This window comes from Paenibacillus sp. J22P169 (genome assembly GCF_059691995.1).
In genome coordinates this window covers 828,664-841,564 of sequence record NZ_JCAUAO010000001.1, presented here as the reverse complement: position 1 = coordinate 841,564, position 12,901 = coordinate 828,664, and the positions used below count along the sequence as shown (strand labels likewise).

The window sequence follows — 12,901 nt, the reverse complement described above, 5'->3', positions numbered from 1 at the left end:
GAAGAGGAGGTTATCTTAAACATGAAGAAGAAACTACAAGCTCTTATCTTGGTCAGTTCCCTTGGTGTAATGGGGATGGCCGCACCGGTCAGTGCTCAATCGTTAGGACAGGGCACACAAAGTGATCAAGTACTGGATTTGCAAGAACGCTTAAGCGCACTCGGTTACTTTAAAACAGGAATTACCGGTTATTACGGTAACCAGACTAAGAATGCTGTTAAGAAATTTCAAGCCAGCTATGGCTTGACAGTTGATGGGGAAGCCGACTCCTTAACTCTGTCTAAACTAAAAAATACGATTTCACCCAAACAGACGGTGCTGGACGAAATGGCGCGAATCATTTATTCCGAAGCCCGAGGGGAGTCCTTTTTAGGACAAGTTGCCGTGGGAGCTGTCGTACTTAATCGAGTCCAGTCCGAAAAATTTCCTGATTCCATCACAGAGGTTATTCATCAACCAGGTCAATTTTCAGCCGTTGATGATGGTCAGTTTAACCTTAAACCAAATTTGTCAGCCTACCGCGCGGCAAGCGCCGCTTTAAATGGTTTGGATCCAACAACTGGAGCCCTTTATTTTTACAATCCTGATATTGCCCAGGCATCTTGGAGCAAAAAAAGAGCCGCCAAGATTACCATTGGTAATCACGTATTTACCCTATAAGTGTAGATATAATGAAAAAAGTCGCGTAAATCGCGGCTTTTTTGTTATTAATGACACTTCATTGAGAAAAGCAAGCTGATAAGGCGGATTCGACAGTGTCACACGTCCCTACGAAATACATAACGCTGCAAGCCACAAAGCGCGGAACAGCACCGAATTACTATATTAGAACTTAGAACTAATCTGACTTAGGAGTGTAGTTATGGAGAGTGAAATTGAATTGGCTGTGGAGAAAATTGAGCAGTTGAATACGAGAAGTCAAAGAGCAATGATGGAGTTAATCCGAAAAAGTTTGAAAATGAACGATGAAGAGTTCAATAAAGAACTGCTGTTAGCCTACGCTCATCAAAATCCAGTTCATATTTTGGAAATCACTATCGCTCTAAAATATGAAGAGATTATTAAAGCTTTACCGGAGCAGTACGTTTAAATTAAAAACCAGTCCACATGGTTCATGTTAGACTGGTTTTCTTATTCTTGGGTTGTATCGTCTTTGATTTTTTCTGTGAGATTTTACTGCGAATCAAATAAAGGATAAATAGTAGCGGGATATACGCATATATAAAATAAAACCCAATCTCAACAACATTTTTTCCTAACCAGTCAATCTTAACGCGATCGTTAAATGGAAGTGAGGTCAGGAAGATTGCAATGAGGATAAGGATTAGTGAGAATGTGGGTTTAAAATTCGTAACTCTTTTTATAATCCTTGTACAGCTCCAAATCGAGAGACAAAGCATAGGGATAATAATCAAAAACCAGATGCATATGAAAATAAATTCAATTCTTGCAATAAGTGAAAACTCAATGACTTTGATCATGACCAAGGTTGGCCAGTAGGTATGCCTTAATAGCCCCTGACTAAAATACATGATGGTTACAAAAATGAGTACGGAGTACTTGAGTGTGACTAAGAATAAACCGAGATGAGCCCATTTTATATTTTTTTCGGGGGCTTTGATAAATGGAAAATAAATGAGTAAACTTTCGAATCCCATAAACATGATGCCAGAGTTTTTAGAAGACGTGAACAAATCATTTATAGAATGATTAAACACAGGCAATACATTAATTAAGTGTCCATATTTAATATTGAAGAACAATAACAATGGCAGCAGAGAAGAGAAAATGACCCCAAAAAAGCAATAGCCCGCTACTATACGGAATCCTCCAGAGACGATGTAATAGATAATACAAATGAGTAGGAAGGCAAGAATCCACGTTCTAAGGGTTGGGAACATCCAAACTTGTATGATTTCGATGTAGCCGCGAAAGACCGTTAAAGCCAATATAAAATAGTATCCAACCATAACTAAGGAAACCGCACTCCCTAGGAATTTACCAAAAAGGATGCGATGTAAGTCGATGACATCTTTGGCTGGATTGCCAAGCATCTTAAATATCATCCAAATGATAACATGAAGGCTTAACCCCATTAAAATAACGGAGATCCAAGCATCGTTGCCTGCAAATTCAAAAATAAAATGTTGAAAACTTAAGGCGCCAACCCCGACCAAAGAAGCATGGATGAGGAAAAATACAAAGAAACCGGAGATCAAGTAGTTTTCCTTTACCACGTTCTGCACTAATGCCCAACCCCCAATGATAATATTTTAACTTCTGTCTGAACATCAAATTGAATTTTAGGGTAAATTTGAGCAGTAAATTGTTGCTCATTCCAATCCTTTTGGCGAGTACTATGAAGATTACCTATCCCAATTGGATCGACAAGATTCTTTTGGAAATCTTCCAGCATGGCTTTAATTTCGGCTGTTAATTTATTCTCGATTTGTTTCTTTATATCAAGCATATCGTTGTTGTTTTCAAAAACATTTAAGTTTGTTGGATACTCTCCAAGGTTAATATCTAGCATAAGTGAAACTGAGGCTTTTTCATTTTCTACGATCATTTTTCTTTTTGAGTAAATAATTTTAAATTGAATTTGTTCGTCTTGATCATTCTTGAAGTTATATGTGCTTGATTGGATGTCGACTTTATCATCTTTAAGGAGTTTAATAAATAAACCTTTTTGATTTGTCAGCAGAAGCTTTAATTTATCACCTTGAAAAACACCTACACCATCCATTTGCAAAACATCTTTGGGGCCTTTAACCAAAATGGGCAAAAATACATCTTGTCCTTTTCCATAGTATTGATCAAGAAATACATGGCCATTTGTGGAAGGTGTATTCCCGTTCTCTATATTTTGTTTGATCAGATTTGATAAATAGATGGGTGGATATTTTAAAGTTTCAGCTAAGATATCACTAGACTGATCTGTTGTTATAACAATCGTAGCACGATTACTAATAAGAGGATCTCGAACAATGGTGCTAGCAAGCTCTGAAATGCCTCTTTTTGCTAATTTTTCACTAAGTACTAATGTCTGCAATTGACCGACTGCGATAGGGTCATCCGATTGCGAAGTGAAAGGTTTAAGTACCTCATTAAGCGCTTTAACTTCTCCATGAAGCAAAAACAATCGCATATTCTTTTCATATGCATGATAAGTACCGCTAACCTTTAATGTATCTCCTTGCAAGTCGCAGCCAATACTTTGTATGAGTTTAATCCGATCTATGATCTGATCTTTTGCACATCCGGATAATAGGAAGCAAAAGAAAAGGAGAGTGACATGGAGAGTGACATATCTTTTCATTGATGCTAATTCCCTTACTTAGAAATTTATTCGTTATTGTATTCATCACTTGTATCTTTTGGCTTACTTACCTTATACCTTGTGAGCTTGAGAGGACGCAAGAAACTAGGTCGATTCGTAGTAAGGCTTAACGAAGATCGAATAAAACTATCTGCGAAATTTTGTGGACGAAATGGGTACAAAGGAACTAGGTAGGGAGTACCTAGAGATTTTAATCGCAACAAATGGCCTAAAAGAATCACTAACCCAATCGCTATCCCAAACAAACCCCATGCTGCGGCCAAAAAAATCAATGGAAACCTTAAAAAACGGATCGTATTAGCCATTTTGAAAATTGGGGTGGCAAATGAAGGGAGGGCAGAGAGTGAGACAATGATAATTAAGATGTTGCTAGTGAGCGCGGCTTGCACGGCTGCTGTACCTAGTACTATACCGCCAACGATCCCCAACGTTTGTCCGACTTTCGTAGGTAATCTGGCCCCAGCTTCGCGTAACATCTCGACTGTAAATTCCATAAGTAATACTTCAAGAAAGGGTGCAAAGGGAACGTTTGTTCTAGATTCGATGATCGGGCCTAGAAGAGATTGCGGTATGACGGAATAATGAAAGGTTAATATGGCTACATAGGAGGGAGATGCAAAAATAGAGAACACCACTCCCAAATACCTTATGCACCTAAAGAAAGAACCCAAAATCCATGGCAGATAATAATCTTCCGGTGAGACGAAAAAATCAAATAAGGTGGTAGGTCCGGCAATGAAATAGGGAGACCCACCGCTTAATATGACCACTTGGCCGTTTAACAGACTATATTTAGCCCTGTCTACGCGTTCCGAAGAAATAAATAAAGGAAATGGTGAATTTGCATTATCCGCTATGACCTGGTCAAGAATAGAACTATCAAATAACACGTCAAAATTAGCATCTAGTATTCTTTGTCTTACTGTATTTATATGCTGGGGGTTGCAAACACCATCCATATAAACAATCGCTACTCTTGTTTGTGAAGTTGTACCTACGATGTACTCCTCAAATCGTAAATTCTTAGAGATAAGCTCTTTACGGAGTAAGTTTAGATTGGTATCGAGATCTTCGACAAAGCCGACTTTAGGGCCAATGACACTATATTCGTTATCGGCTTCATTATTACTCCGATACCCGCGCTTTAGATCCGCAATATTAATTAAAAGCCCTTCATTTAAATCAGGTTCCAGCTGAACATAAATGAAGCCTTTAATCAAACTTTGTAAAACCTCGTCCACATTCGAGGAGAACGTAATATTCTCCAGCGGGATCAAATTTTTTAACGCAAGAAGATGATTAATTTCTGCTTCTGAAATTTGAATCCGGTGCAATAATTTCTGGTGAATAAGTTCCTGGTCTACAATGGCTTTGCAATATGTAAAGTGAATCCGTTTACCATGGATCGTATGCAAAGATTGCACCAAATCATTCGATTTGATGGTGTCTTTCAAAACCGTGTAGATATTTTCTGGAATTGGAAACACACCTCTCAGTAATAATTACAGCTTATTATGAGCATGGACATGGATTATCATACCTATTTTTCAAAATGCAGAGAGAAAAAGATTATGCTTGATTTATTGAGAGAACGTTAGATTAATTCAATACAACAAGAGGCAGTCGACCAGATGATCGACTGCCTTTTCCCACCTATGAGTTATTTAGTTCCGGCTGGCTGATAATCGCCAGGTACCATACCTGTAGAAATCGCCATCCGGTTCCAGCAGTTGATACCATTAATCGCCATAAGTAAATCAACAAACTGTTCTTCGTCGAAATGTCTACGGATTTGCTCATATAATTCCTGCGGCAAACCACCATCTGAAATTTTGGTCACAGCTTCAGTCAATGCTAGTGCGGCACGCTCTGATGGGGTATAGAATGGAGCTTCACGCCATGCGTTGAGCAAGTATAAACGCTGTTCCGTTTCCCCCAACGCCCGCGCATCTTTAGTATGCATATCAAGACAGTAGGCGCAGCCATTAATTTGCGATGCACGAATTTTAATTAGCTCCCACAGTTTATGGTCAAGACCGCTTTTCTTCACATACCCTTCTAGCTTTAAAAGTGTTTGCAAAGATTCTGGACGTACTTTCGTATAATCCAATCTAATTTCCATTTATCAATACTCCTTTGATTGATATTATCTTTTTTTGTTACTCTCGCTTAAAGAGTGAGGAACGATTATTTTCATTGCGATAGTATGAGATCAGCTTTTCTGACTGGAGCAAGGAATAAAAAAGCCCCCGTTAAGCCGCTCACCGCTCATACGGACATTAGTATTAACACTTGAACTATTGCTACTCTAAATTTCTTCAAAATAGCGGCAGATTAGTTTAAAGCAAAATTGAAAACTTAAAAAGCCTTAGCCGCGGTACTCCACCAGACTAAGGCTTTTTAAGTTGAATCTAACTACTTACAATAACGCTAATGACATTAAACATTAATGCCACCTGCAAAAAAGTCGCGGGTTTCTTGGCGCGCCTTAGGTGTTAACACACGATCGAGTTCTTCATTAAGCCAACTGTTGTTACGCAGCATATTTCGTAGATAGATTAATAAACCTTGTCAAATAGATGTCTGGGTGGATCTTGCACGCAAAAAATACCATTGGGACACTGATTGACAACACAAAAAGGAAGAGTTATATTGTAGACGTAGTTAATCGACGATAACAGTTGTCGATGAATGCTTCATAAGACAAAATACCTACACACGGAGGAGTTATTATGGAGATTAGATTCAACAATGTCGATGTAAGTCCAGGCGCACAGAAGCGGTGACTCGAATTTCCGACCAGGGGATACCTCAGGACTTATACGAGAGAGTTCGAGCACACTTAAACGAAGCAGAATATGTAGCGATCATTATGGCGGTCAATACCATTAATTCATGGAATCGACTCGCCATCTCTACAGGGATGTTTCCTGAACAGAACTAAGGTAAGGTCGATTGAATTTTAAAATACAAATTAAAGGAGTAATGACAAATGGAAATCAGATTGGATTATACGAAAGTACGTCCGGAATCTTTTCAAACACTTTTAAAGCTGGAAGGGTATGTGAAGAAGAGTGGTCTTGACTATAAACTGTGGGAGCTAATTAAAATCCGTGCCTCGCAAATTAATGGCTGCGCCTTCTGTATAGATATGCATACAAAAGATGCGCGGGCGATGGGGGAAACGGAACAGCGTTTATATTTGCTCAACGCATGGCGCGAAGCTCCATTCTATACCCCGTCGGAGCGAGCCGCACTAGCATTAACCGAAGCTGTGACCAGAATTTCAGATGGTGGTGTGCCGCAGGAATTATATGAGCAAATCCGTAGACATTTCGACGAAGAACAGTTTGTTGATTTACTAATGGCGATTAACGGTATCAACAGCTGGAACCGAATGGCGATTTCTACAGGTATGATACCTGGTGATTATCAGCCGGCAGTCAGTAAATAACAGATTTATGGAGAAAAAAATGAGTTACAAGATACTTCTATTTGATCTCGATGATACACTCTTGGATTTCGGTGCGAATGAAGCGGATTCGTTAAGCAAATTATTTCAGCAATATGCCTTTACATTTTCGGACGAGTTATTTCAATTATATAATTCTGTTAACAAACAATTATGGGCTGATTACGAAAACGGAAAGATTACACTCGACATTGTTCTGAACTCGAGATTTTCGGAAACGATGTTAAAGCTCGGCAAGGTCGTAGACGGCCCTGAGTGGGAAAACTTTTATAGAGAACTACTGGGAAATGGAAATCAGATTGTGATGGAAGGAGCACTGGATGTCTGTCAGCGCTTATCTGCAACCCATCGATTGTTTATAGTTACGAATGGCATCACCAGTACGCAAATCAAGAGATTGAAGACGTCGGGACTGCATGTATATTTTGAAGACATCTTTGATTCGCAAAGCATTGGTTATCAAAAACCATCCATCGAATTTTTTGATTACGTGATGAATCACATTTCGAATTTTAATAGACAAGAAGCACTTATTATTGGGGATTCACTAAATACAGATATCAAAGGCGGTCTGCTGGCGGGCATTGATACTTGTTGGATCAACAGAACGTCGAAAACAAGCCTGCCGGCTATTCAAAGTACGTACACGATCTCGAGCTTAACGGAATTATTTGCGATCTGCTCAGCGAAAGAATGATCAAGCGTTTGAACGCAGCACCCTTATGCAGCCTATCGTTTCGGATGATGTTGCAGCCGCGTTAGTCGATTTCACACTTGCGGCGCCAGTGAATGGCATTGTCGATGTGGCTGGACCAGATCAGATTCGTATGGATGAACTCGTTCGACAATTTTTAAGCGCAACTAAACACAAAAGTCAGGTTGTCACGGACGACAAAGCGCTCTACTATGGCTCAGTAGAAGTGAATGATCAATCCCTTGTTCCAACCAATAGCAACGCGGCACGACGCGCTTTAACGATTGGCTTAACCGTTCCGTTCCGTAGTCCATGTGTAATCAACTAAAGCAATAACTGTGTGAAAAGTGAAGGAGAACCGGGTACTAGTACTACGGGGCTCCTTTTTCATGCTTTGATTCTGTATAATTATCCGCTTGGAGTGACACAATGAACTAGAAATTATGATTAGAAAGAGTGATTAGAAGTGAATTCAGTCCCTCGGTTATGGAAGGAGCTTAGTGAATCAGCGGATTTCGTATGCTACGAACATCAAATGAACGCTATTCCTTTGTTCATCGGTTATTTTAAATCACTTACAGAGCCGGAAGTCCTGCAGTGGCATATCCTAGGCTGTCTTCGCAACAATTCGGACATAACCTTCGAGGATTTGTACCCATTGATCCCCGTAGCGGAAAAAGAAGTATCCACCGATTGGGACCTTATTCAAAACAAAATTTATCGGGGATATGTTGCAATTCAATATGGTCTTCAAAGCCATCAATGTATTTTGGTCAATGCAGCTGCATTAAAGGGCCGCAACGTATCCATACCTGAAACCGAATTCACCGTAGAAGGACCGAAAGAAGCGTTTGTTGAATCATTGGACGTCAATCTTAACTTGATTCGCAAGCGAGTTCCTTATCCTGAGTTACGTATTAAAGAGCTCACTACAGGGAGTATATCCAAGTCGAGAGTTGCGATTATTTACATAGAGGGATTAACGAACGAACAATATTTAAATACATGCATTCAGCGCATAGAGGATGTACAATTCGATCAAATTACGGATACTACCTTGCTTCAACAAATGATCGAAGATAATTCCAACTCGATCTTTCCACAGACGATCGGGACCGAAAGGCCTGATTACGTTGCCTGGGCCGTATCATCGGGTCAAATATGCGTTTTGAAGGACGGGTCCCCGACTGCGTTTTTTGCACCGGTCAACCTCTGGTTATTTTTCATTACATACGAAGATTATTATTTGCCATGGATTATTGCCTCCATACTACGGTTGATTCGCATGTTCTCTGTGTTGTTTTCCGTATTTGCCTCACCCTTATATGTTGCCGTTATCACGTACCATGGGCAGAGTATTTCACCCGTTTTTTTGCCTACGATTATTTCATCGAGGATCAATGTACCTTTTCCACCTGTCGTGGAAGTGCTCATCATGGAGCTTGTCATTGAATTGTTACGGGAAGCTGGCGCCAGATTGCCTACGAAAATCGGACAGACCATTGGTATTGTTGGAGGCATTGTCCTTGGTACGGCCGCTGTTGAAGCTGCGCTTACAAGCAACTTTTTATTGATCATTGTGGCGTTGTCCGCATTGGCTTCTTTCACTACACCCATTTTTCGAATGAGCGCGACTATACGAATTCTTCGTTTTCCATTTATATTCGCTGCGCAATTATGGGGGCTGCTCGGAATTTTCATCTGTATCCTAGCCATGGTTGCACATCTATTGCGATTAACTTCTCTCGGGATGCCTTACCTGGTTCCGTTTTATCCGTTTCGCACTCCCGACTTATTTGATACTCTAATTCGTCCACCATATTCTAAATTCCATCATAGATACACCTTTTTAAGATCAGGAAAACCAGTAAGATTCGACAAGAAAAACGCAAATGCTAAAAAAGACATCGATGAATGAACCAGCTTTGGGAGTGATACAAAGATGAAATCAACAGAACATCCGAGATTTACTATTTCGCCGTTCCTAGTATTCGTGTTGATTCATTCGATGCAGTTCGGACCCGAGTATCTTTCCATGTCGATTAAGCCGATTCAATTGGCTGGCCAAGATACTTGGATCTCAGTCATCCTATGTGGTCTCAGTTTCCACGTCGTTATTTGGATGATGTATCGAATTCTCAATCATAATGAGACGGATCTTATCCATATTCATCAACAATTTTTCGGGAAATTGGCGGGTGGAGTTCTTAACTTTATCTTTATCATTTACTTCCTGCTGGTTGCAAGTTTCTTGATACGGCAATTTATAGAAATTATACAAGTATGGTTATTTCCTGATCTAGACACATGGCCATTGGCATTGGTTCTGCTCCTGCTTGTTTATTACATCGTTGCAGGAGGTTTTCGAGTAATCGTGGGTATTTGTATGTTTAGCTTGGTACGATATGTAACCATATTGGCATTGTTTTTTCCAGTTGCTTATTTTCATTTTAATAATTTAACGCCAATTTTTGATCATTCGCTGAACGATATCATCAAAGCAGGAAAGGAGATGACATTTCCCTATTTAGGCGTGGAGATGTTATTTTTCTGTTACACCTTCATCGAAACTCCAAAAAAATCGCAAAAGTGGGCACATTTGGCCAATTTTATTTCAACGATATCGTATCTTTTAATTATTTTCTTTTCATTATTAATATTCAAGCCTGAACAATTATCAAAGGAAATATGGCCGCAATTGACCAAATATAAATTTATTCATTTTCCTTTTATAGAAAGATTTGAGTATATAGGCGCTGCTGCACAGATATTATGGGTAATTCCTATCATATGCCTCTGTCTTTGGGCTTCAAGCCGAATGTGTAAAATCATGTTCACTGTGAAACAATTGACAGCTTTACCGATATTATTGATTCTGGTCTTTACCGCGGTATGTCTAATTCCAGATCATACTCGTATTGAAGCTGTTCAAACCATGTTATCTGAGATCGGATTTTACCTTGTTTTTGTGTACATCCCATTTTTATACATAGTCGACGTTGTCAGAATGAAAGTGAGAAGAACAGTATGAATCGGACTTTTTACTTAGTACTGCTCATCTGTTTCCTGTTAACGGGGTGCGTAAAGCAACAAACATTAGAGAAAATAACGATATCTTTTGTCAGCGCCTTAGATGAAGCACCTAACGATCAAATCGAATTCACGATAGCCGCGCCTAAGTTTCAAGCTGGTAAATCCAGTTCCGTTTCAAATATATTGTACTCAAAGGTAGGCCACACCACTAGGAATTTAGCAGAAATAATGGATATGCAATTAAACCGGCCTATAAAACCAGGAAGTCTTTCGGTGATTTTAATTGGAAAAGAGTTGGCGGCAAACGGATTAATAGATGAATTGGATGTGTTCTTGCGTGATGCAGTAGCTTCTCGAAGGATGTATTTGGCAATTGTCGATGGAAAAGCAAAGGAAATATTGAAAGCGAATTTCAGTTCAAATGAGGAAAAAGGGATGTTTTTGTACAATTTACTCGATACGAACGTGCGGAACGGGCTTGTTCCCAGGCAAAATCTTCACGATTTTGAATATTCTTATTTAGGCCAAGGTATCGACCCATTTCTGCCGATTCTTAACTTGCAAAATAATCAAGTCATGATTTCTGGTTTAGCTTTATTTAAGGATGACAAATATGTAATGTCACTAAGTGAAAAGCAGATGCGAGTTATGAAACTTCTTCTAGGAAATGCGAAGTACAATACTCTTGAAGTAAAGCTGGACAATGGATCATACATTGCAATGAAAAATGTCGGTTCAAAAGTGAAATATCGAGTAGGGAAAGATTCGAAAAGTCCAAAAGTGACGATAAATCTTATCTTAAACGGTGAAATAATTGATTCAAAAGGGAATCTCTTAACAATACAAGAGAAGGAGAGAATCCAAACCCTTTTCGAAAAGGATCTAACTTCAATTGGAGTGGAGCTCATACAAATATTTAAAAAAGAAGGGATCGACCCGCTCGGATTAGGGGATTTCGTTAGAAGTAAAACGCGAAATTGGAACGAAGAGGAATGGAAACAAGAATATCAAACGATGAACGTTAGCTTGCTTGTTAAAGTGAATATTACAGAAATGGGAAACAGGAAATAAAGGTATATTACACATAGGGACTTTAACAACATAATGAAGAGCACTTCTGGGGATGAACATGAATTTTCAAACTTCATGATATCAGACATAGGGTGCTTTTTTCATTTGCAAAATAACAAAATACCGCATTATTTATCATATTGGGTAATCAAATATTGCCATAAAAATCAAGTCACACATTGAAGCTGCCAATTGTCTTATTAATGCGGAAAGGAGTCCGATAATATTGAAAATCATTCTGAAGTGGGGCTTGCTTAGTCTCATTACCATTGCAGCTGTCTTTCTGATGAGCAATATCAGCAAAGCCTTCATCCATGAGGCACCTGATCTGTTGCGGATTAACCTAAGCTCTGAATCTACGAATGAAGAAATCGTCTCCCAGCTTCCCGGAAGCACGATTGTCGATGCGAGTAGACACATTTTCTCCGTACCTTACGGCAGAGTCGACGATTACGGGAAGCTGGCCAGTAAACTTCCCGGCGTTTCCCTTCCGAGAACCATACAGCTGGAGAAGCCAGAAATTTCGATTCGCTACTATCTGTTTTCCCTTAAGGAACTCTTACTTAACTACTCGCATGGGGATTTAGGTTTGATCCGCACTGGAAACTATGACATTCAGGTAAAGAAGATTTTAAAGGAAACGATCGTCCGCACTTGTACTTATTTAATACCGGGTCTGATCGCTGGAGTCTTGTTGTCCGCCTTGTTCTCGTTGTTGGCTTCGATGTGGCGCGCGCTAGGGCGATTGTTGGATTCGGTCCATGCTTTATTAAGTGGTCTGCCGGACTTTCTCCTGATCATTCTCATTCAGCTTGTGTCCATTTATTTAACTCGTTTGACGGGAAAAAACGTCATACTTGTCGCGCATTACGGCAATAACATCCCGTTTATGATTCCCTTTCTTACGATCGCCTTAATTCCCGGCGTTTTGATTTACGGAACGCTGCGGCTCGCGATCGAACGTGAGATGACGCAAGATTACATCACGACAGCACTGGCCAAAGGGTTGTCCAAACGGGAAGTAATATGTGGTCACGTTATCCGGAACATCATGGAGGACCTGTTGATGGTATTGCCCAAAGCGACGACTTTGGCACTCGCAAGCATGGCAGTGGCAGAAGCGATGTGCGATATTCTTGGACTCGGCGGATACATTGTAAGTCCAAGAGTGCAAAATATCAGCGCCACTCCGATCTTTTGCATCGTTCTGGTCATTCTGGCCATTCTTTTTCATATCATTTATGCATTGCTCAGCAAGCGCTTTGTCGTGAAGATAAAGGAGAGTGCATGA

13 protein-coding genes and 1 pseudogene are annotated in these 12,901 nt (G+C 39.8%); 10 read left to right on the top strand and 4 right to left on the bottom strand.

Annotated features, from left to right (window positions below; translation table 11 throughout):
• The first annotated feature begins 21 nt into the window (after window positions 1-21).
• Together AC58QG_RS04055 and AC58QG_RS04050 are read left to right on the top strand one after the other, a co-directional pair.
• A complete protein-coding gene (locus tag AC58QG_RS04055) occupies window positions 22-660 on the top strand; it encodes a cell wall hydrolase (RefSeq protein ID WP_497360820.1) in 639 nt (212 codons plus the stop codon).
• A 202-nt stretch (window positions 661-862) separates the two neighbouring features.
• Window positions 863-1,090 carry a hypothetical protein gene (locus tag AC58QG_RS04050; RefSeq protein ID WP_497360819.1) on the top strand — a complete coding sequence of 76 codons (228 nt, stop codon included), beginning with the start codon at window positions 863-865 and terminating at the stop codon, window positions 1,088-1,090.
• A 22-nt stretch (window positions 1,091-1,112) separates the two neighbouring features.
• Here AC58QG_RS04050 and AC58QG_RS04045 read toward each other — a convergent pair whose 3' ends face one another.
• The 4 genes from AC58QG_RS04045 to AC58QG_RS04030 form a co-directional block, all read right to left on the bottom strand.
• Window positions 1,113-2,246 carry a GerAB/ArcD/ProY family transporter gene (locus AC58QG_RS04045; protein WP_497360818.1) on the bottom strand — a complete coding sequence of 378 codons (1,134 nt, stop codon included), beginning with the start codon at window positions 2,244-2,246 and terminating at the stop codon, window positions 1,113-1,115.
• The gene (locus AC58QG_RS04040) at window positions 2,246-3,319 is read right to left on the bottom strand and encodes a Ger(x)C family spore germination protein (RefSeq protein ID WP_497360817.1); all 1,074 of its coding nucleotides are present in this window, start codon (window positions 3,317-3,319) and stop codon (window positions 2,246-2,248) included. Before AC58QG_RS04040 ends, AC58QG_RS04045 begins: the two co-directional genes overlap by 1 nt.
• A 26-nt stretch (window positions 3,320-3,345) precedes the next feature.
• Window positions 3,346-4,827, bottom strand: a complete 1,482-nt coding sequence (locus AC58QG_RS04035; RefSeq protein ID WP_497360816.1) for a spore germination protein — start codon at window positions 4,825-4,827, stop codon at window positions 3,346-3,348.
• A gap of 173 nt (window positions 4,828-5,000) precedes the next feature.
• Window positions 5,001-5,462, bottom strand: a complete 462-nt coding sequence (locus AC58QG_RS04030) for a carboxymuconolactone decarboxylase family protein (RefSeq protein ID WP_497360815.1) — start codon at window positions 5,460-5,462, stop codon at window positions 5,001-5,003.
• A 651-nt stretch (window positions 5,463-6,113) separates the two neighbouring features.
• On the opposite strand from AC58QG_RS04030, the pseudogene AC58QG_RS04025 reads away from it, so the two are divergent.
• The 8 genes and pseudogenes from AC58QG_RS04025 to AC58QG_RS03990 form a co-directional block, all read left to right on the top strand.
• Window positions 6,114-6,284: pseudogene (locus tag AC58QG_RS04025) on the top strand (carboxymuconolactone decarboxylase family protein); the annotation flags it as partial.
• A 48-nt stretch (window positions 6,285-6,332) separates the two neighbouring features.
• Entirely contained in the window at window positions 6,333-6,794 is a 462-nt protein-coding gene (locus AC58QG_RS04020; protein ID WP_497360814.1) for a carboxymuconolactone decarboxylase family protein, read from the top strand.
• Between the two features lie 19 nt (window positions 6,795-6,813).
• Window positions 6,814-7,509 carry a YjjG family noncanonical pyrimidine nucleotidase gene (locus AC58QG_RS04015; RefSeq protein WP_497360813.1) on the top strand — a complete coding sequence of 232 codons (696 nt, stop codon included), beginning with the start codon at window positions 6,814-6,816 and terminating at the stop codon, window positions 7,507-7,509.
• A gap of 25 nt (window positions 7,510-7,534) precedes the next feature.
• Complete coding sequence (locus tag AC58QG_RS04010; protein ID WP_497360812.1) at window positions 7,535-7,834, top strand: hypothetical protein; 300 nt, start codon at window positions 7,535-7,537, stop codon at window positions 7,832-7,834.
• Window positions 7,835-7,972: 138 nt separating this feature from the next.
• Window positions 7,973-9,424 (top strand): spore germination protein, encoded by a 1,452-nt coding sequence (locus tag AC58QG_RS04005; protein WP_497360811.1) that lies wholly within the window; start codon window positions 7,973-7,975, stop codon window positions 9,422-9,424.
• A 24-nt stretch (window positions 9,425-9,448) separates the two neighbouring features.
• Window positions 9,449-10,537 carry a GerAB/ArcD/ProY family transporter gene (locus AC58QG_RS04000; protein WP_497360810.1) on the top strand — a complete coding sequence of 363 codons (1,089 nt, stop codon included), beginning with the start codon at window positions 9,449-9,451 and terminating at the stop codon, window positions 10,535-10,537.
• Window positions 10,534-11,610, top strand: a complete 1,077-nt coding sequence (locus AC58QG_RS03995) for a Ger(x)C family spore germination protein (protein WP_497360809.1) — start codon at window positions 10,534-10,536, stop codon at window positions 11,608-11,610. Before AC58QG_RS04000 ends, AC58QG_RS03995 begins: the two co-directional genes overlap by 4 nt.
• A gap of 226 nt (window positions 11,611-11,836) precedes the next feature.
• The gene (locus tag AC58QG_RS03990) at window positions 11,837-12,901 is read left to right on the top strand and encodes an ABC transporter permease subunit (protein ID WP_497360808.1); all 1,065 of its coding nucleotides are present in this window, start codon (window positions 11,837-11,839) and stop codon (window positions 12,899-12,901) included.